Origin of the sequence: Umezawaea endophytica (genome assembly GCF_025061645.1) — a bacterium.
Taxonomy (GTDB): domain Bacteria; phylum Actinomycetota; class Actinomycetes; order Mycobacteriales; family Pseudonocardiaceae; genus Umezawaea; species Umezawaea endophytica.
Map to the genome: position 1 here is coordinate 353301 of NZ_JANYMP010000008.1, position 18642 is coordinate 371942.

18 protein-coding genes are annotated in these 18642 nt (G+C 70.0%); 10 read left to right on the forward strand and 8 right to left on the reverse strand.

Features of this window, described 5'->3' with window-relative positions:
- The first annotated feature begins 9 nt into the window (after positions 1 to 9).
- From NZH93_RS19705 to NZH93_RS19715, 3 genes are all read left to right on the forward strand, one after another.
- Positions 10 to 621, forward strand: coding sequence for a trimeric intracellular cation channel family protein (locus tag NZH93_RS19705; protein ID WP_259624578.1), 612 nt, complete (start codon positions 10 to 12; stop codon positions 619 to 621).
- Positions 622 to 684: 63 nt separating this feature from the next.
- Positions 685 to 1380, forward strand: a complete 696-nt coding sequence (locus NZH93_RS19710) for a response regulator transcription factor (RefSeq protein WP_259624579.1) — start codon at positions 685 to 687, stop codon at positions 1378 to 1380.
- A gap of 2 nt (positions 1381 to 1382) precedes the next feature.
- Positions 1383 to 2789 carry an ATP-binding protein gene (locus NZH93_RS19715; protein ID WP_372506709.1) on the forward strand — a complete coding sequence of 469 codons (1407 nt, stop codon included), beginning with the start codon at positions 1383 to 1385 and terminating at the stop codon, positions 2787 to 2789.
- 251 nt (positions 2790 to 3040) lie between these two features.
- On the opposite strand, the gene NZH93_RS19720 is transcribed toward NZH93_RS19715, so the two are convergent.
- From NZH93_RS19720 to NZH93_RS19730, 3 genes are read right to left on the reverse strand one after another with little or no spacing between them, the layout of a single operon-like run.
- Entirely contained in the window at positions 3041 to 3925 is an 885-nt protein-coding gene (locus NZH93_RS19720) for a carbohydrate ABC transporter permease (protein ID WP_259624581.1), read from the reverse strand.
- Positions 3922 to 4887, reverse strand: coding sequence for a carbohydrate ABC transporter permease (locus NZH93_RS19725; RefSeq protein WP_259624582.1), 966 nt, complete (start codon positions 4885 to 4887; stop codon positions 3922 to 3924). Before NZH93_RS19725 ends, NZH93_RS19720 begins: the two co-directional genes overlap by 4 nt.
- Positions 4888 to 4891: 4 nt before the next feature.
- A complete protein-coding gene (locus NZH93_RS19730) occupies positions 4892 to 6193 on the reverse strand; it encodes an ABC transporter substrate-binding protein (RefSeq protein ID WP_259624583.1) in 1302 nt (433 codons plus the stop codon).
- 272 nt (positions 6194 to 6465) lie between these two features.
- Between NZH93_RS19730 and NZH93_RS19735 the strand changes: the two genes are divergently transcribed.
- The 4 genes from NZH93_RS19735 to NZH93_RS19750 all read left to right on the forward strand — a co-directional run bounded on the left by NZH93_RS19735 (position 6466) and on the right by NZH93_RS19750 (position 11902).
- On the forward strand, positions 6466 to 8463 hold the full coding sequence (locus NZH93_RS19735; protein WP_259624584.1) for a beta-galactosidase: 1998 nt from the start codon (positions 6466 to 6468) through the stop codon (positions 8461 to 8463).
- A 1-nt stretch (position 8464) separates the two neighbouring features.
- Complete coding sequence (locus NZH93_RS19740; protein WP_259624585.1) at positions 8465 to 9262, forward strand: DeoR/GlpR family DNA-binding transcription regulator; 798 nt, start codon at positions 8465 to 8467, stop codon at positions 9260 to 9262.
- Positions 9263 to 9270: 8 nt separating this feature from the next.
- Positions 9271 to 10359 carry a galactose-1-phosphate uridylyltransferase gene (gene galT, locus NZH93_RS19745; RefSeq protein WP_259624614.1) on the forward strand — a complete coding sequence of 363 codons (1089 nt, stop codon included), beginning with the start codon at positions 9271 to 9273 and terminating at the stop codon, positions 10357 to 10359.
- A 70-nt stretch (positions 10360 to 10429) separates the two neighbouring features.
- Positions 10430 to 11902 (forward strand): S1C family serine protease, encoded by a 1473-nt coding sequence (locus tag NZH93_RS19750; protein WP_259624586.1) that lies wholly within the window; start codon positions 10430 to 10432, stop codon positions 11900 to 11902.
- Between the two features lie 141 nt (positions 11903 to 12043).
- On the opposite strand, the gene NZH93_RS19755 is transcribed toward NZH93_RS19750, so the two are convergent.
- From NZH93_RS19755 to NZH93_RS19775, 5 genes are read right to left on the reverse strand one after another with little or no spacing between them, the layout of a single operon-like run.
- The gene (locus NZH93_RS19755) at positions 12044 to 12448 is read right to left on the reverse strand and encodes a hypothetical protein (protein ID WP_259624587.1); all 405 of its coding nucleotides are present in this window, start codon (positions 12446 to 12448) and stop codon (positions 12044 to 12046) included.
- Positions 12448 to 13542, reverse strand: coding sequence for a molybdopterin-dependent oxidoreductase (locus NZH93_RS19760; RefSeq protein WP_259624588.1), 1095 nt, complete (start codon positions 13540 to 13542; stop codon positions 12448 to 12450). The genes NZH93_RS19755 and NZH93_RS19760 overlap by 1 nt, the downstream gene beginning before the upstream one ends.
- Positions 13539 to 14153 (reverse strand): methyltransferase domain-containing protein, encoded by a 615-nt coding sequence (locus NZH93_RS19765; RefSeq protein WP_259624589.1) that lies wholly within the window; start codon positions 14151 to 14153, stop codon positions 13539 to 13541. The genes NZH93_RS19760 and NZH93_RS19765 overlap by 4 nt, the downstream gene beginning before the upstream one ends.
- Positions 14150 to 14818, reverse strand: a complete 669-nt coding sequence (locus NZH93_RS19770) for a TIGR04282 family arsenosugar biosynthesis glycosyltransferase (protein WP_259624590.1) — start codon at positions 14816 to 14818, stop codon at positions 14150 to 14152. Before NZH93_RS19770 ends, NZH93_RS19765 begins: the two co-directional genes overlap by 4 nt.
- Positions 14815 to 15456: a glycosyltransferase family 2 protein gene (locus NZH93_RS19775; protein ID WP_259624615.1), complete on the reverse strand. Its 642-nt coding sequence runs from the start codon at positions 15454 to 15456 to the stop codon at positions 14815 to 14817. Before NZH93_RS19775 ends, NZH93_RS19770 begins: the two co-directional genes overlap by 4 nt.
- 152 nt (positions 15457 to 15608) lie before the next feature.
- Here NZH93_RS19775 and NZH93_RS19780 point away from each other — a divergent pair, with 152 nt between their 5' ends.
- The 3 genes from NZH93_RS19780 to NZH93_RS19790 are packed head-to-tail and all read left to right on the forward strand — an operon-like array spanning position 15609 to position 18590.
- Positions 15609 to 16853 (forward strand): hypothetical protein, encoded by a 1245-nt coding sequence (locus NZH93_RS19780; protein ID WP_372506705.1) that lies wholly within the window; start codon positions 15609 to 15611, stop codon positions 16851 to 16853.
- A 4-nt stretch (positions 16854 to 16857) separates the two neighbouring features.
- Complete coding sequence (locus tag NZH93_RS19785) at positions 16858 to 17577, forward strand: response regulator transcription factor (RefSeq protein ID WP_259624591.1); 720 nt, start codon at positions 16858 to 16860, stop codon at positions 17575 to 17577.
- Positions 17577 to 18590 carry a sensor histidine kinase gene (locus NZH93_RS19790; RefSeq protein ID WP_259624592.1) on the forward strand — a complete coding sequence of 338 codons (1014 nt, stop codon included), beginning with the start codon at positions 17577 to 17579 and terminating at the stop codon, positions 18588 to 18590. Before NZH93_RS19785 ends, NZH93_RS19790 begins: the two co-directional genes overlap by 1 nt.
- Positions 18591 to 18642 lie beyond the last annotated feature (52 nt).

Below are 18642 nucleotides of genomic sequence, written 5' to 3' on the forward strand. Positions count from 1 at the left end.
TGACCCCTCGTGGTGCTCATCGTCCTGGAACTGGTCGGCATCGCCGTGTTCGCGGCGTCCGGCGCGCTCGCCGCGGTCCGGACCCGGCTGGACGTGTTCGGCGTGATCGTGCTGGCGCTGACGACCGCGTTGGGCGGCGGCGTGATCCGGGACGTGCTGCTCGGCGTGCACCCGCCGAGCAGCCTCACGAAGTGGCCGTACCTGCTGGTCCCGGCCGTGACGGGGCTGCTGGTGTTCTGGTTCCACCCGCAGGTCGCGAAGCTCCGCCGGGCCGTGCTGCTGCTGGACGCGATCGGGCTCGGCCTGTTCGTCACCGGCGGCACGTCGACCGCGCTCGCGCTGGGCGCCCCGCCGTACACGGCGTGCCTGATCGGCATGACCACGGGCATCGGCGGCGGTGCCCTGCGCGACGTGCTGCTGCGCGAGATCCCGCTGGTGCTGCGGCGCGAGATCTACGCCGTGGCCGCACTGCTGGGTGGTCTTGTCGTCGCGGGCGGCAGCGTGCTCGGCCTCCCGGAGGAACCGGTCGCCCTGGCCGGATCGGCGCTGGTCGTGGTCGTGAGGCTGCTGGCGCTCTGGCGGAAGTGGAACGCCCCGCTGGCCCACGGACTTGACGCGTAGTTCACACGGATTGTTGGGCTCCCTCTCAGGCGCCTCTCAGGACGAGGGGCAACACTTACCCCCATGCGCATCCTTGTTGTCGACGACGACCGGGCCGTGCGTGAGTCGCTTCGCCGCTCACTGCAATTCAACGGCTACCAGGTGGACACTGCCGGCGACGGCCAGCAAGCGCTGGAATCGGTGACGACAGCGCGTCCGGACGCGATGGTCCTGGACGTCATGATGCCCAGGCTCGACGGGCTGGAGGTGTGCCGCAGGCTGCGGAGCACCGGTGACGACCTGCCCATCCTCGTCCTCACGGCGCGCGACGCGGTGTCCGACCGGGTGTCCGGGCTGGACGCCGGAGCCGACGACTACCTGCCGAAGCCGTTCGCGCTGGAGGAGCTGCTCGCCAGGCTCCGGGCACTGCTGCGGCGGTCGTCGAACGAGCAGGACGACGCGGACCGGGCGCGCGCCACGCTGAAGTTCTCCGACCTCGAACTGGACCCCGGCACCCGCGACGTGCGGCGCGGCGAGCGGGCGATCAGCCTGACGCGCACCGAGTTCGCCCTGCTGGAGCTGTTCCTCGCCCACCCGAAGCAGGTGCTGACCCGCGGTCGCATCCTGGAGGACGTGTGGGGCTACGACTTCCCGACGTCCGGGAACGCGCTCGAGGTCTACGTCGGCTACCTGCGGCGCAAGACCGAGCTGGAGGGTGAATCCAGGTTGCTGCACACGGTGCGTGGCGTCGGCTACGTGCTGCGGGAGACGCCTCCGTGATCATCACCTCCGCGCCGTCGGACGGCCCGGCCACCACCGGGCGGTTCCAGCGGGTCTCGCTGCGCGCCCGCGTGACCCTGCTCGCGGCGTTCTGCGTCGCGGGTGTGGTGGCGGTGGTGTCGCTCGGCGCGTACATGACCGTGAGCCAGAACCTGTACACCCAGCTCGACGAGACGTTGCGGCAGCGGGTCACCGACGCCATCCAGACGCCTTCGGTGCAGGGCGGGCAGGACCTCCAGTCGTTCCCCGGCGCGTTCCTGGTGGCCGGGGACATCCGGATCGGGCTGCTGGACGAGTCGGGGCAGATCTACTACGCGAAGGGCGCGACTCCTCCGCCCACCAACGGCAACGACCTGAAGGTCGCCAAGGGGGAGCTGGGGGAGAACATCTGGACGGACGACCGGACCGGGTTCCGGGTGATCTCGAAGCCGTACAGCGACGACGGCCAGGCGATGGTGATCGCGCAGTCGATGAAACCGCTGCGGGCGACGTTGGGGAAGCTCAACGTGGTGCTGTTCGTGATCAGCGGGTTGGGCGTGCTGGTGGCGGCGTTGGCCGGGACCGCCGTGGCGCGGACCGGGTTGAGGCCGGTGCAGCGGCTGTCGGAGGCCACCGAGCGGGTGGCCATGACCGGGGACCTGCGGCCGATCCCGGTCACCGGGGACGACGAGCTGGCGCGGCTCACGCAGCGGTTCAACGCGATGCTGGGGGCTGTGGCGGAGTCCCAGGAGAGACAACGGCGGTTAGTGGCCGACGCGGGGCACGAGCTGCGTACGCCGTTGACGTCGATGCGGACGAACCTGGAGCTGTTGTTGGCTTCCGAGCGGCCGGATTCACCGACGTTGTCCGATGTGGACAAGGCTGAGATCAACGATGACGTGCGAGCTCAGTTGGACGAGCTGACCACGTTGATCGGGGATCTGGTGGAGTTGGCCCGTGAGGATGCTCCACAGGTGGTGCAGGAGCCGGTGGACCTGGTTGAAGTGGTCGAGCGGGCGTTGGATCGGGCTCGGAGGCGGGCCGTTACGCACGTGACGTTCGACGTTCGGTTGCAGTCTTGGTCGTTGCTGGGGGATTCGAGTTCGTTGGAGCGGGCGGTGTTGAACCTGCTCGACAACGCGGTGAAGTTTTCGCCGGATGATGGGGTGGTGCGGTTGGAGCTTCGGCAGATCGGGGATGGGAGTGCGGTGGTGGAGGTGGCGGATTCCGGGCCTGGGATCGGGGACGCTGATCTGCCGCATGTTTTTGAGCGGTTTTATCGGTCGTCGGAGGCTCGGACTTTGCCTGGGTCGGGGTTGGGGTTGGCGATTGTGAAGCAGGCTGCTGAGAGGCATGGGGGGATGGCTTATGTGGGGCGGGCTGTGGAGGGTGGGGCTTTGTTTGGGATTCGGTTGCCTGGGAGGCCTTGAGGGGGCCGGTGGGTTGGGTGGGGGGCGGGTTGGGTGCCGGGGTGCTGTTGGTGGGGTGGCCGATTTGACTTGGGGCCCCTAGATTTGCCCCTTCGTCGGACAATAAAGGGCAGAGGTGAAGCTGCCGTCCGACGCAAGTTTAAGGGGCAAATCCCCCAAGTAAAATCGGCCACGGTTGCGTAGGCGGCGTTGCGTGGGGTGCTTCTTGCTGGGGGCTGAAGTGTGGGGCGGGTGTTGGTCCTGTGTGGGGCCTAGCCTTTTGTGGAGCCTAGGGTTAGGCCGCTGACGAATTGGCGTTGTAGGGCGAAGAAGACTACTAGTGTTGGTAGTGCTACTAGTAGGGAGCCTGCTGCTACTAGGTTGTTGTCGGTGAAGAAAGAGCCGCGCAGGTTTTGCAGGGCTGAGGTGATGGGCATTTTTTCGCCGGTCTGGATCAGGACCAGGGCCCAGAGGAAGTCGTTGTAGATCCAGGTGAATTCCAGTGTTGCCAAGGCTGCTAGTGCTGGTCTGCACAGTGGGAGGATTACCTGCCAGTACTGGCGGAAGACGCTGGCGCCGTCTACCCGTGCTGCTTCGGTCAGTTCGTGGGGGATGGTCTTCATGTAGTTGCTCAGTACGAAGGTGCAGAAGCCGATCTGGAAGGCGATGTGGATCATTACCACGCCCAGTTGGCTGTCGATCAGGGTGCCGCTCTCGCTGATCCACTCCGGTACCTCGATCAACCTGTACAGGCGCCACAGGGGGGTGACGATCACCTGTTGTGGCAGGAGGTTGCCTGCGGTGAAGAGCATGAGCAGGCCCAGGTTGAACTTGAAGCTGAAGCGGGAGACGCCGAAGGCGACCATGGAGCTGAACAGGAGCGTCAGTAGTACTGCGGGGAGGGTGATGAGGAAGGTGTTGAGGTAGTAGTGCGGTAGGTCGCCGGTGGTCCACGCGTTGCTGAAGTTGTCCAGCGTGAGGCTTTCCGGCAGTGAGAAGTAGCCGTTGCGGGCGGTGTCGTCGTAGGTGCGGAGTGACGCGTACACGGCCCACAGCAGGGGAGCCAGGGTCATCAGGCACGTCAGCACCAGGAAGACGTGCAGCACGACCCGGCCGGGTCGGAGGGGTGCCTTGCGGGCCTTCACTGAGGTGGTCACGCCCGGTTCTCCTTGCTGAACTCCTGGTACAGGTACGTGATGATCACGCTCAGCGAGATGAGCAGCAGGATCACCGCGAGCGCCGAGCCCCAGCCGATGCGGCTCGACTCGCCGATGATGTTGTCGGTGACCAGTACCGACAGCAGTTCCAGGCCGTTGCGGCCCTTGTTGATGATGTAGACGATGTCGAACGCGCGCAGCGATTCGATGACGGTCACGACGAAGACGACGATGTTGACCGGCTTGAGCACCGGGAACGTCACCCTGGTGAACGTCTGGAAGGCGTTGGCGCCGTCGAGGGACGCCGCTTCCTTCAGCGCCGGGTCGACGGACTTCAGGCCGGCCAAGTACAGCAGCATGATGTAGCCGGTGTGCCGCCACGCCGCCGCGACCAGCACCGCGTACAGGTTGATGTCCGGGTCGCCCAGCCAGTTGGTCGGGTTGTTCTCGGTGGTGCCGAGGATGCTGTTCAGCAGCCCCTGCTCCGGCTGGTAGATCAACTGCCAGATGAAGCCGACCAGCGCGAGCGAGAGCACCATCGGCAGGTACAGCGCGCTCTGGTAGATCCGGCCGAACCGCAGCTTGCGGTCCAGGAGCACCGCGAGGAACAGGCCCGCCACCGTCGGCAGGACCATCAGGAAGACCAGCCAGATCACGTTGTGCCGGAACGCGGGCCAGAACCTGGGGTAACTGGTGAAGATGTCGACGTAGTTCTGGAACCCGACCCACTTGATGTCCTCGAAGCCGCCGATGCCGTCCCACGAACCGAACGACAGCGCCACCGACCCGAGCGTCGGCACCCACACCAGCAGCAGGTGGATCAGGGTCGGGATGCCCAGCATCAGGCCGAGCACCAGTTTGTCGCCGCCGCCCAGCGCGGTCGCCTTCTTGCGGCGGGCCCGCCCACGGGGCGCCGGGGAATCCGGCGCCCCGTGGGCGGTCTTCTCGCTCAACGCGGTCAACTCGTCACCCCGTGAAGATCGTCTTGGCCTGGTCGGCCATGCCCTTGAGCACGGTGTCGATGTCGTCCGGGTTCTGGATGAAGGCGTTCAGGCCGTTGGTCGCCGCGTCGCTCGCGAAGCGCGGGTCGGTGTCGCGGTCGAGGAACTGGGTGATGTGCTTGGCGTTCTTGATGACCTCGACGGCCTTCTTCTGGAGCGCCGTGTAACCGGAGGTGTCGGCCTTGGAGCTGGTGGCGATCGACGACGGGTCGGACTTGAGGTACTCCAACTGCGTCTCGGGCTTCGCCAGGTACTCCAGGAGCTTCTTCGCGCCCTCGGGGTTCTTCGGGTTCTTGGCCATCATGTAGCCGTCGATCGGCGCCTCGACCGTGTCCTGGCCGAACTCGGGGTTGATCTCCGGGAACGGGAAGAAGTCGAGGTCGTCCTCCTGGCCCTTGAACTGCTGGCCGACGAACGAGCCGAGCAGGTACATGCCGGACTTGCCCTGCTGGACGCTCTGCGCGGCTTCCTGCCACTCGCGGCCGAGCGCGTTCTCCTGGTGGAACGGCAGCAGGCGCTTCCAGGTGTCGAACACCGCGCGCACCTTGGCGCCCTGCCAGTCCTCCTTGCCCGCCATGAGGTCGACGTGGAACTGGTAGCCGTTGGTGCGGAAGTTCAACTGGTCGAACGTGCCCATGCCCGGCCAGCCCTGCTTCTGCGCGAAGGCGATCGGGGTGAGGCCGTCGGCCTTCATCTTCGTGGAGAGCGCGACGAACTGGTCGAGGGTCTTCGGGACCTCGTAGCCGCGTTGCGTCCACACGCTCTTCAGGTAGAAGACGCCCCACGGGTACTGGGTGAACGGCACGAAGTACTGCTTGCCGTCCTTGGCGGTCGACGCCTCCTTGAGCGAGGACGCGTAGTTGTCGCCGAGCCCGCCCCACAGGTCGGTGAGGTCCCCGGTGAGGCCCTTCTCCGAGAAGAAGCGCATCCGGTAGCCGGCGAACCAGGCGAGCACGTCGTCTGGCTTGCCCTGGAGGTAGTTGTTGATCTGCTCCTGGTACTGCTCGTGCTGCTTGGTGTTGATCGAGATCTTCAGGGCGTCGGTGTCGAAACCCTTGAGCGCCGCGGTGATCGCGGCCTTCGGCACCTCGTCGGACTGGTTGTTGCCGAAGGTGACCGTGCCGTTCGACGAGCCCGAGTCGCCACCGCCGCAGGCGGCCAGACCCGGCACCGCGGCGATGCCCGCGGTCATGAGCAGTCCTCGGAGCACGGCCCTGCGGCCGAGAAGGGGGTGCATGGACTGGGAACTGGGCGTGTACCGGACCATCGTTGCTCCTGAGGACACTCGACCAAACCAACTGAACACTGAGTCAAACAAAGTTGCGCATAATGTTGCGTCCAACACACGGGGTGTCAAGCCCCGTTACGAAGCCGTTAACCCAGTACAACGTTGTAAAAACAAGGCGACTACCTGGTACAACGTTGTAAAAATGAGCGAAGCTCAAGGTCGGGGCCTCGCCGAAGTTCCAACAGACCCGAACGGAGGATCTTGTTGGAGTGTGTTGACGTTGTGGGTATGTTTCAGCCACCCTTGCGGCTATGACCACTTGGCCCACGGGTATGGCCGGCTTGGCTTGGGGCGCCGACTACAACCCCGAGCAGTGGCCCGAAGACGTGTGGGCCGAGGACGTCGAGCTCATGCGCCGTGCGGGCGTGACCATGGTCAGCGTCGGGATCTTCTCCTGGGCGCTGCTGGAAACCTCCGAGGGCGAGTACGAGTTCGGCTGGCTGGACCGGGTGCTCGACCTGCTGCACGAGGGCGGTGTGCGGGTCGACCTGGCGACGGCGACGGCCTCGCCGCCACCGTGGCTGACCACGGCCTACCCCGACGTGCTCCCGGTGCGCGAGGACGGTGTCCGCTTCACCCACGGGTCGCGCCAGGAGTACTGCCCCAGCTCGCCGGTGTACCGCGAGAAGGCCGTCGCGCTCGCGACCGCGCTCGCCGAGCGGTACCGCGACCACCCCGCGCTGGCCGCGTGGCACGTCGGCAACGAGTACGGCTGCCACGTCGCCCGCTGCTACTGCGACCGCTGCGCCGAGGCGTTCCGCACCTGGCTGCGGCACCGCCACGGCGACCTGGACACGCTCAACGAGGCCTGGGCGACGGCGTTCTGGAGCCAGCGCTACTCGGCGTGGGACCAGGTCCTGCCGCCGCGCGTGACGCCGACGTTCGCCAATCCGGGGCACCTGCTGGACTTCGACCGGTTCTGCTCGGACGCGCTGCTGGAGCTGTACAAGGCTGAGCGCGACGCGCTGCGCGAACGCACCCCGGACGTGCCGATCACCACGAACTTCATGGTGGGCTGGACCTTCGACGCGCTGGACTACTGGGCGTGGGCGCGCGAGGTCGACTTCGTCTCCAACGACCACTACACCCGGTCCGAGAGCGACGACCGGCACGTCGAGCTGGCGATGGCCGCCGACCTGACCCGCGGCCTGGCGGGCGGGCGGCCGTGGCTGCTGATGGAGCACTCCACGTCCGCGGTGAACTGGCAGCCGCGCAACATCGCCAAGCAGCCCGGTGAGCTGCGGCGGCACTCGTTCGCGCACACCGCGCGCGGCGCCGACGGCACGCTGTTCTTCCAGTGGCGGCAGTCGCGGGCGGGCGCCGAGCGCTACCACTCCGCGATGGTCCCGCACGCGGGCACCGAGACCAAGGTGTACCGCGAGGTCTGCGAGGTCGGGGCCGAGTACGGGAAGCTCGCCGAACTCGTCGGGTCCACTGTGGACGCTTCCGTGGCGGTCGTCTACGACTGGCAGTCCCGCTGGCTCTCCGGCCAGCAGGCGCACCCCACCGAGGACTTCTCCTACCAGGAGACCGTGTTCGGGCTCTACCGGCAGTTCTGGGACGCCGGTGTCACGGTCGACTTCGTGCCGCCGTCCGCCGACCTCTCGTCGTACCGGCTGGTCGTCGTGCCCGCGCTGTACTCGGTGACCGACGCCGACGCCGCGCGGATCGCCGACTACGTCGACGGCGGCGGGCACGTGCTGGTCACGTACCTGTCCGGTGTCGCCGACGAGCGCGGCCACGTGCGGCTCGGCGGCTACCCCGGCGCGTTCCGCGACCTGCTCGGCGTGTGGACCGAGGAGTTCTTCCCGTTGCGCGAGAACGAACGCGTGCGGCTGGACGACGGCGGCGAGGCGGCCGTGTGGACCGAGTCGCTGCACGTCAGGGGTGCGGAGGTGGTGTCGTCGTACGTCGACGGCCCGCTGCCCGGCGTCCCAGCGGTCACCCGCCACCAGCACGGCGCGGGAACCGCCTGGTACGTCGCCTGCGGCCTGGTCGATGACGGTCTGCGACGGGTCGTCGACGCGGCGCTGGAGCGCGCGGGCGTAACACCCGCACCCGGATTGGAGATCGTTCGGCGAAGGGGTACTCGCAACGGCGAACCCGTATCGTGGCTGGTTGCGATCAACCACGCTGCGGAGGACGTCGCACTGCCCGCGTCCGGTGTCGAACTGCTGTCCGGCTCCCGAGTCGACGGCCTGCTGGTGGTTCCAGCCGGAGCGGTCGCTGTGCTGAGGGAGATGGTGTGAAGTGCTGGCTCGGCAACGACAAGCGGTGATCCTCGAGGAGATCCGCCGCACCGGGGCGGTCCGCGTGAGCGACCTGGTGGTGCGCCTCGGCGTCTCGGACATGACCATCCGCCGGGACCTGGACGTGCTGGCGGCGCGCGGAGTCATAGAGAAGGTCTATGGCGGCGCGACGTCCGTGGTCGGGCGCAGCACGGACGAACCGGGCTTCGAGGCGAAGTCGGTGCGGCAGCTCCCGGAGAAGGAGGCCATCGCCCGGCAGGCCGCCGCGCTGGTCCGCCCCGGCACCGCCATCGGGCTGTCCGCGGGCACGACGACGTGGACGCTCGCGCGGTTCCTGGAGGACATCCCGGACCTGACCGTCGTGACGAACTCGATCCGGGTCGCGGACGTGCTCCAGCAGGGCGGGCGGACCGACCGCACGGTCGTGCTGACCGGTGGCGTGCGGACGCCGTCGGACGCGCTCGTCGGGCCGGTCGCCGTGCAGGCGCTGCGGTCGCTGCACCTGGACGTGGTGTTCCTCGGCGTGCACGGCATGGCCGAGCGGTCCGGGTTCACCACGCCCAACCTGAACGAGAGCGAGACGGACCGCGCGCTGGTCGACGCGGCCGGTCGCGTGGTGGTCGTCGCCGACCACACCAAGTGGGGCACGGTCGGCATCTCCACCATCGCCGACCTCGACGAAGCGGATGTGCTGGTGACCGACGAGGGTCTGGCGGACGACGCCAAGGCGATCCTCGCGGAGCAGGTCGGGGAACTCGTGCTCTCGCACGTGCCCGGAAGGGGAGAGGAACTCGCGTGAAGGAAGCGTTGCGGCGGACCGCGGCGAAACTGGCTGATGGTCGGGAGATCATCTACTTCGACGACACCCCGGACGCGCCTCCGCGCACGGCGGTGGACACGAGGGACCTGCCGGAGTCGCAGCCGCACTCGGAGGTCCGCCGCGACCCCCTGACCGGCGAGTGGGTGGCGATGGCGGCGCACCGCCAGACCCGCACCTACAAGCCACCGGCCGACCTGTGCCCGCTGTGCCCGACGTCGCCGGGCAAGCCGACGGAGATCCCCGAGTCGAGCTACGACGTGGCGGTCTTCGAGAACCGCTTCCCGTCGTTCGCCGAGGACGTCCCCGACGTGCAGTCCACTGTGGACGGCATGTCGATGGTGCACCGCGCCGCGGGCCGCGGCCGTTGCGAGGTCGTCTGCTTCACCTCCGACCACAACACGTCGTTCGGCGAGCTGACCCCGCACCGGGTGCGGACCGTGGTCGACGTGTGGGCCGACCGGACCGAGGCGTTCGCCGAGATCCCCGGTGTGGCGCAGGTGTTCCCGTTCGAGAACCGCGGCGAAGAGATCGGCGTGACGCTGCACCACCCGCACGGCCAGATCTACGGGTACCCCTTCGTCACGCCCAAGACCGAGCGGATGCTGAGCGTCGCGGGCGAGTACTTCGCCGAGCACGGCACGCACGTGATGGGTGACGTGCTGGCCGCCGAGCGCGCGGCGGGGACCCGGATCGTCGCCGAGGGCGAGCACTGGACGGCGTTCGTGCCCGCCGCGGCTCGCTGGCCCGTCGAGGTCCACGTGGTGCCGCACCGCCAGGTGCCGGACCTGCCCGCGCTGACCGACGCCGAACGCGACGACTTCGCGCACCTCTACCTGCGCGTGCTGCACCTGATGGACGCGCTGTACGACCGGCCGCTGCCCTACATCGCGGCCTGGCACCAGGCACCCGTGCGGACCGGCCGCGACCTCTCCTGGCTGCACCTGGAGGTGTTCTCCGTGCTCCGCACGAAGGACAAGCTGAAGTACCTGGCGGGGTCCGAGTCCGGCATGGGTGTGTGGATCAACGACGTGACGCCGGAGCAGATCGCTGAGCGGTTGCGGGGCTCTTCAGCCTGAAACAACACTCACACGTGATGCCCAGGTCCGTTTAAGGCTCCTCTCAGGCGGGCACCGCAGAGTTATGGGCATGACCGAGAGCAACCACGGTGCCGCTGAGGACAAGCCTCAGCCCGAGGCGCCGCAGACGCCGCAGCAGACTCCCACTGCCGTGCCGAGCGAGCAGCCCAGCCCGTGGGCCGCCAACGCTCCTGCGACCCCTCAGCAGGAGTGGCAGCCCGTTCCCGGTCCCGCCCACCCCGGTTTCCAGCAGCAGGGTGCTGGACAGCCGGACCCCGGCCAGCCAGGCGCTTTGCAGGGGGCGTCTGGCCAGCCGGGGACTTCTACCCAGGGAACCGCCGCACCGGAACCCGCCCAGGTCGGCCAGCCGGGATCGCCCCAGTTCGGCCTCCCCGGCACTCCGCCGCCGCAAACCGGTCCGTTCTACGCCCAGCCGGGTGTGTCGTACCCGATCCCGCCCCAGCAGCAGCGCAAGGCCGGTCGCGGCCGGGTCGTGGCGGGGGTGGCCGCGGCGGTGCTCGCCGTCGGCGCGCTGTCCGGCGGCATCGGCGGCTACATCGGCTACCAGGCGGCCGTGGACGCGCAGCCCGTCACGAACGCGCTCACCGCGCCGAGGCCCGTCCAGCAGAGCAGCAACGCGCCCGCCGGGTCCATCGAGAGCGTCGCCGAGAAGGTGCTGCCCTCCGTGGTGAAGCTCCAGCTCTCCGGCGGTGAGGGCTCCGGCATCGTGATCAGCTCGGACGGCTACGTCCTGACCAACAACCACGTGGTCGAGAGCGCGGCTGCGGGCGGTCAGATCCAGATCGTCTTCCAGGACGGCAAGACCACGACCGCCACCATCGTCGGCCGCGACCCGTCGTCCGACCTCGCGGTGGTGAAGGCGGCGAACGTGACCGGCCTGCCGACGGCGGAGCTGGGCAACTCGGGTGGCCTGAAGGTCGGCCAGCAGGTGGTGGCCGTCGGGTCGCCGTTCGACCTCCAGGGCACCGTCACGTCCGGCATCGTCAGCTCGCTGAACCGGCCGGTCCGGGCGGGTGGCGAGCAGGGCTCGCAGGCTTCGGTGCTGGACGCGATCCAGACCGACGCGGCGATCAACCCCGGCAACTCGGGCGGTCCGCTGGTGAACATGCAGGGCCAGGTCGTCGGCATCAACTCCGCCATCTACAGCCCGAACTCGACGTCGCAGTCGCAGGGCGGTTCGGTCGGCATCGGCTTCGCCATCCCGATCGACCAGGCCCGGCGCACGGCAAAGGAGATCACCGACACCGGCAAGTCGACCCAGACCGTGCTCGGCGTCTCGGTCAAGGACGGCGACAAGGGCGGTGCGGTGGTCAACGAGGTTACCGCGGGCGGCGCGGCCGAGAAGGCGGGCCTGAAGGCCGGTGACGTGATCACCAAGTTCGACGGCCGCAAGATCGACACGTCGGACGCGCTGGTCGCGGCCGTCCGTTCCAAGGCCCCCAACGACAAGGTGCAGCTCACGGTCGGCGAGGACAAGACGGTCGAGGTCACCCTCGGCAGCCAGGTCGTCGAACCGAAGTAGCCCCCAGGATTCCCGGCGCGATTGCCCCTCGCGCCGGGACGGGTTCCCGGCGCGGGAGCGGGTGACGCAGGGAGAGCGAAGCTTCTCGGCGACAGGAACCCTGAACACCTCGGCCACGCCAAGACAGGACCCCCTCACCTGTCACGGCGTGGCTGGGGTGTTTTCGCGTCTGACCAACCCGGTGATCACCACGGTGGTCCAGACGACGGCGAGCGCGATCAGCAGCCCGGCCAGGTACGGACGGTCGTGCAGGCCCGGCGTGACCGGACCGGAGAACGTCCGCCACAGGTAGGGGATCGACAGCACCACCAGTACCCCGCTGACCACGAGGCCCGCGCCGACCGGCGCCCGCCATCGAGGCGGCAGCACGCGGGAGACCACCACGCCGCCGACGGCCACGAGCGGAGCGAGCAGCGCGTCGTGCAGCACCGGCCCGCCCAGCAGCCAACCGCCCAGCGACAGCGGGCTGTCGAACACCACCGGCACCAGCTCCACGACGCCCCAGCCGAGCAGCCCGACACCGAGAACCCCGATCACCCAGCGCATCACCGCACCTCCAGTCGTGAAACCCACTTGGTCTGGAGCACGCCGGGCCTGCTGGGGGCGATCACCCGGCACGGGTAGCCGTGGTCCAGGGTCAGCACCTCGCCGTTCATCCGCAGCGCCAGCAGCGTCAGCGGGTCCGCGGTGTGCGTGCCGGGCAGCGTGCTCGACCGGTAGAGGCCGCCCTGCTCCAGCGACTCGACCCGGACGTCGCTGCCCGCGGGCACGCCCGCTCGTTCCAGCAGGTCCTTCACCGGCACACCCGTCCAGGTCGCGCTCGCGCTCCAGCCCTCGACGCACGCGATCGGCAGGTCGGCGGTCGTCTGCGGCATCGCCCGCAGCTCGGCCAGGGAGAACTCGACGTCACCGACGGTGAGCCGCCAGGATTCGTCCACAGTGGACACCTGGGCCGCCTCGGCGCGGCGGTTCACCGGCACGCCGGTCGCGGACCGCGAGGCGAACACCGAGACGTTCCGCAGCCACGGCACCGTTCCGCCGACGGTCGCGAGCACGGCCGCGCCCGTCGCCACACCCGTGGTGAGCAGGAAACCCCGACGGCTCAGCGCGCCGGTCGTGGGCCGCGGCTCTTCCTCCGAGCGGGTCAGGGCTTCGCGGATGACCGGCAGCTTCACCGCGATGTGCACCAGCAGTGCGCCCACGGCGATCCAGGCCACCGCGTAGTGCGCGGTGGGGAAGAAGAACGCCCACGGGTAGTTCTGGGCGACGTTGAACACGCCGGTCAGCAGCTCGAAGAACGACGCGCCGATCAGCACCAGGATCGACCCGCGCTCCAGGGCGTGCGGCACGGACTTGACCAGCGGCCTGCCGAACAGCTTCGGGTAGACGCTCCACAGCTTGGCCAGCAGCAACGGGATCGCGGCGACACCCGACGTGACGTGGACGCCCTGGGTGATCCGGTACAGGCTGACCGGCCGTGACGGCCAGGTGAACCACGCGGCCGGGTGCTGGATGCCGTGGCTGATCAGGCCGGTGATGAAGCACAGGCCGAACGCGATCCCCAGCCACAGCCCGATCCGCGCCGAGACCCGCGGCCCGTGCGTCGGACTGGCGAAGTCGGCTTCCTCCGGAATCCTCACGACCGCTCCAGTTCCGCGAACCAGCGGCCCGCGCGCTCGACCAGCCAGCGGACCCGGAACCCGGCGTCGTGCGCCGCGGTCTCCAGCGCCTCCGGGTCGAGCCACGCCCAGTCGAACCAGGCGCCCCAGGAGTCCTCGCCGCCGACGCGGGCGCGTTCCCGCCGCAACCCGCAGCCCGGCGGGTCGACCTCCAGCAGCACGGTTCCCCTGCTGTGCAACAACGTCCCGACCCGGCGCAGCAACGCCGTCGGGTCGCCGCCGATGCCGATGTTGCCGTCGGCCAGCAGCACGTGCGACCAGCGGCCCTCGCCGGGCAGCGGGGCGAACAGGTCGCGGAGCAGCGCCGGGACGCCGCGCGACCGGGTCAGCGAGACCGCGACCTCCGAGTGGTCGACGCCGAGCGCGACGATCCCGCGCTCCACCAGCGCGGCGACCAGCCTGCCGGGACCGCAGCCCAGGTCGATGGTCGGTCCCGCGCACGCGTCCACCAGCACCCGGTCCGCGGCGTCGGCGTCCTCGTGCCACCTGCTGATCGGCATGTCGACCCGCCTCCCGCCGCCGAGGTCCAGCCAGCACCGGGAGCCGCGCAGACCCACGTCGAACGCCGTCATCGCACGGCTCCCACGAGCAGCGCGTCGGCGAACCGGCTGCCCGGCAGCGAGGCCGCCACCTGCCACGCGGTCGCCATGTCGTCCACATCGGACAGTTCGGGGAGCAGGCCGATCCGCAGGCCGTCCCGCTTCAGCGCGACGGCCGTCAGCGCGCCGGTGTCGTCGCGGGACATGGGGACCGTCCGCAGCGCGCTCGCGCGGTGGCCGTCCCGCAGGCCGAGCGCCCACCAGCCGCCGTCGGTCGCCATCCCCAACGCGCCGTCGACGTGCCGCAGGGACCCGACGCACTCGTCCAGCAGTTCGGCGGTGACCTGCGGGGTGTCCATGCCGATCTGGAGCACCGGCAGGCCCGCGTTCAGGAACGCCGCGTCGGCGTGGGCGTTGACCAGCCGGGTCGCGAAGTCGGATCCCCGTTGCGGCACCAGGACCACGTGCCGGAGCAGGGACCGGATCTCCCGCGACCGCCTGGCCCGCGTCAGGTCCCCGGTCAGCGCCACGACCGGCACCACGTCCGGGGTGGCGAGCACGGCGTCGAGCGTGTCCAGCAGGGACGCGGCGGCGATGTCCGCGGCCTGCTCCGGCGAGACGGCCGGGCTGAGGCGGGTCTTGGCCAGTCCGGGCACGGGTGCCTTGGCCACCACCAGGATCGAGGCGCGGGCGCTCATCGGAGCACCCCCGCCATGTCGCGAACGGCGCGCACCGTGCCGCGCACCGACCCGGAGACCTTCGACTTCGTGCCCGCGGCGCGCGGCCCGTACGTGACGTCGCGCTCCTCGACGCGCCACCCCGCCTCACCAGCGCGCAGCAGCAGTTCCAGCGGGTAGCCGAAGGCGCGGTCCTGGATGCCGAGGTCCAGCAGGTCCTGGCGGCGGAACGCGCGCATCGGCGCGATGTCCCGCACCGGCAGGCCCTTCCCGCGCAGCAGGGCCGCGAGCACCGCGTTCCCCGCTCTCGCGTGCCACGGCCAGCTACCGCTCGTCGTCGGGACCCGCCTGCCGACCGCGAGGTGAGCGCCCGCGCGCACCAGGTCGACCAGGTCGGGGAGTTGTCGGGGGTCGAGCGAGCCGTCCGCGTCGAGCACGCAGACGATCTCCGACCGGGCCAGTTCCACACCGGTATGCGCGGCGGCGCCGTAACCCTTGCGCGGCTCGTGCACCACCCGCGCGCCCAGTTCGGCGGCCACTTCAGGGGAGCCGTCGCGGGAACCGTTGTCGACCACCAGCGCGCGGAAGCCCGGAGGCAGCGCGCGCAGCACGCCGGGCAGGGCCGCGGCTTCGTCCAAGCAGGGGAGCACCACGTCGATTTCGTCCACAGCGGACAGGGTGGGCCGGTTCACCGCACCGCGAAAGCCTTGGCGTGCTTACCGAATCGTGACGTGTGACGAGTTCTTACGGGTGTCTGACGGATCGGCTCCCCCGCCGGTGGGCGGCACCGGACTGCCCTACGGTCCAACCCGTGTCACGTGTCCGATGGGCGGTCTTGGGGGCCTCTCTCCTGGTGGTCCTCGCCGTTGTCGTCGGGGCGCTGCTCGGCGCGCGGCGGACGTTCGCAGGCTTCCCACCGCTGTTCGCCCAGTGGCTGCCGCACGTCGGCGTCGGCACGCCGCTCGCGCTGCTGGTCGCCGTGCTCGTCATCGCCAAGGGACCGGAGTTGGCCGCGCGGCTGCCGTGGCGCCGGGCGTTGGGGCTCGGTTACCTGACCGCGGTGGCGTGGACGGTCTCGCTGGCGCTGGTCGACGGCTGGGAGCGCGGGTTCGCGGGCAGGCTGACGACGTCCGACGAGTACCTGCACGAGGTCCCCGGCGTCACGGACGTCGGGGCGGTGCTGCGCGGGTTCACCGCGCGAATCCTGGATTACCAGCCGGACTCGTGGACGACGCACGTGTCCGGGCACCCGCCGGGGGCGCTGCTGGCGTTCGTCGGGCTCGACCGGATCGGGCTGTCCGGCGGGGCGTGGGCCGCGCTGCTGTGCGTGCTGGTCGGCGGTTTGACGGCGGTCGCGGTGCCGGTGACCCTGAAGGCCTGGGGGCACGACGAGGCGGCGGCCCGCGCGGTGCTGCCGTTCGCCGTGCTGTTCCCCGGCGCGGTGTGGATCGGGGTGTCGGCCGACGGCCTGTTCGCGGGCGTGACGGCGTGCGGGGTGGCGCTGCTCGCGCTCGGCAGGCCGCTGCTCGCGGGACTGCTGCTGGGACTGGGGATCTTCCTGTCCTACGGACTGGTGCTGGTCGGGGTGATCGCGCTGGTCGTGGCCTGGCGGCAGTGGCGGGCGCTGGCGCTGGCGGCGCTGGCGGCCGTGGCCGTCGCGGCGGCGTTCGCGCTCGCCGGGTTCTGGTGGCTCGACGGCTACCACCTGGTGGTCGAGCGGTACTACCAGGGCATCGCGGCCGAGCGGGTCTACTACTACTGGGTGTGGGCGAACCTGGCCGCCGCGCTGCTGGCCGCGGGGCTCGCGCCGATCGCCGGACTCGCGTCGGCGAAGCGCTCACCGGCGCTCTGGTTGGTCGGCGGGGCCCTCGCGGCGATCCTGTTCGCCGACGCGTCAGGCCTGAGCAAAGCGGAAGTGGAGCGGATATGGCTACCGTTCACCGTGTGGCTGACAGCCGCGACCGCGTTCCTGCCCGCGAGCCGCCGTAAGCACTGGCTGGCGGTCCAGGCGGGCACGGCGCTGCTGGTCAACCACCTCCTGCTGACGAACTGGTGAGGCGATGACGAACGAAGGCACGACGGTCGGTCGGGTGCTCGTCGTGGACGACGACATGACCGTCCGCGACGTGGTGCGCCGCTACCTGGAGCTGAACGGCCACCAGGTCCAGCTCGCGGGCGACGGCGAGACGGCGCTCAGGCTGTTCGCCGAGAACCCGCCCGACCTGGTCGTGCTCGACCTCATGCTGCCCGGCATCGACGGCCTGGAGGTGTGCAGGCGGCTGCGGCAGCGCAGCGCCGTGCCCGTCGTGATGCTGACGGCGCTCGGCGAGGAGGAGGACCGGATCGCGGGCCTGCAACTCGGCGCCGACGACTACGTGACGAAGCCGTTCAGCCCCCGCGAACTGGCGCTGCGCGTCACGTCCGTGCTCCGCCGGTCCCGCGCCGTCCAGACCCCTCCGCCCGTCCGGACGCTGGAGGACGGCGGCCTCAGCGTCGACCTCGGTGCCCGCACGGCCCGCCTCGGCGGCGCCGAACTGTCGTTGACCACCAGGGAGTTCGACCTCCTGACGTTCCTCATGTCCAACCCCGGCAGGGCGTTCAACCGCGCCGAACTGCTGGAACGCGTGTGGGGCTGGGAGTTCGGCGACCAGTCCACCGTGACCGTCCACGTGCGACGGTTGCGCGAGAAGATCGAGACCGACTCCGCGCGCCCGACGCGCATCGCCACGGTGTGGGGCGTCGGCTACCGCTACGACCCCGGATCGGGGGCTGGTCGCTGATGCTCGTCGAGATCTCCCACATCGCTCCGTTCGCGGTCCTGTTCTCCCTGCCGCTGGCGCTGTTCGGCGCGTGGCTGCTGCTCCGCAGGCTCATCCACGGCTCGCTGGCCACCGCGCTGTCCGTGCTGGCGACCGTGCCGGTCCTCGCCACCATCGGCGGCGTCCTCGCGGTCAGCCAGTTCATGTTCACGCCGATCATCACCACGATCCTGCTGATCAGCCTGCTGGTCGCGGTGGTCACGGTCCCGATCGCGATCATGCTCGGCCGAAGTCTCGCCCGCCGCAGCGTCTGGGAGCACGAGGCCAGGGCCCGCGAACGCGCCGCCGAAGCGTCCCGCCGCGAACTGGTCGCGTGGATCAGCCACGACCTCCGCACCCCGCTCGCGGGCATCCGCGCCATGGCCGAGGCACTGGCCGACGGCGTCGTCGCCCAACCGCGCGAGGTCTCCGACTACGCGGGCCGCATCAGCACCGAGGCCGACAAGCTCTCCGCGATGGTCGACGACCTGTTCGAACTGTCCCGCATCACCGCGGGCGCCCTGCGCCTCACCCTGTCCGACGTCCCGCTGGCCGACGTCGTCAGCGAGGTCGTCGCCGCCGCGGGCCCGGTCGCCCAGCGCAAGGGCGTCCACCTCACCGCCAGCGCCGCCACCTGGCCGGTGGTCCTCGGCAGCGACCCCGAACTCGCACGGGTCGTCCGCAACCTGCTCTCCAACGCCATCCGCCACACCCCGCCGGACGGCACGGTCGCCATCCACGTGGACGTCGACGGCCAGGAAGCCAGGCTCCAGGTCGACGACGCGTGCGGCGGCATCCCCGAACCGGACCTGCCACGGGTGTTTGAGGTGGCGTTCCGCGGCACCCCGAGCCGCCACCCGGTGGGCGGCGGCCTCGGCCTGGCCATCGCCCGCGGCCTCGTGGAAGCCCACAAGGGCACCATCGACGCCCAGAACCACGGCCCAGGCTGCCGCTTCGAGGTCCGCCTGCCCCTGTCCGCCGCGATGGCGGGCTGACGGTCCGCTGGTCAGCGGGTCGGGCCGACGTCGGCGCAGGGACCCCGGTGCG

What these genes read in the sequence shown, in the direction of transcription:
- NZH93_RS19785 (WP_259624591.1), top strand. Translation starts at nt 16,858, where the DNA reads ATGACGAACGAAGGCACGACGGTCGGTCGGGTGCTCGTCGTGGACGAC.
- NZH93_RS19755 (WP_259624587.1), bottom strand. Translation starts at nt 12,448, where the DNA reads ATGCGCTGGGTGATCGGGGTTCTCGGTGTCGGGCTGCTCGGCTGGGGC.
- NZH93_RS19765 (WP_259624589.1), bottom strand. Translation starts at nt 14,153, where the DNA reads ATGACGGCGTTCGACGTGGGTCTGCGCGGCTCCCGGTGCTGGCTGGAC.
- NZH93_RS19730 (WP_259624583.1), bottom strand. Translation starts at nt 6,193, where the DNA reads ATGGTCCGGTACACGCCCAGTTCCCAGTCCATGCACCCCCTTCTCGGC.
- NZH93_RS19770 (WP_259624590.1), bottom strand. Translation starts at nt 14,818, where the DNA reads ATGAGCGCCCGCGCCTCGATCCTGGTGGTGGCCAAGGCACCCGTGCCC.
- NZH93_RS19710 (WP_259624579.1), top strand. Translation starts at nt 685, where the DNA reads ATGCGCATCCTTGTTGTCGACGACGACCGGGCCGTGCGTGAGTCGCTT.
- NZH93_RS19750 (WP_259624586.1), top strand. Translation starts at nt 10,430, where the DNA reads ATGACCGAGAGCAACCACGGTGCCGCTGAGGACAAGCCTCAGCCCGAG.
- NZH93_RS19735 (WP_259624584.1), top strand. Translation starts at nt 6,466, where the DNA reads ATGACCACTTGGCCCACGGGTATGGCCGGCTTGGCTTGGGGCGCCGAC.
- NZH93_RS19790 (WP_259624592.1), top strand. Translation starts at nt 17,577, where the DNA reads ATGCTCGTCGAGATCTCCCACATCGCTCCGTTCGCGGTCCTGTTCTCC.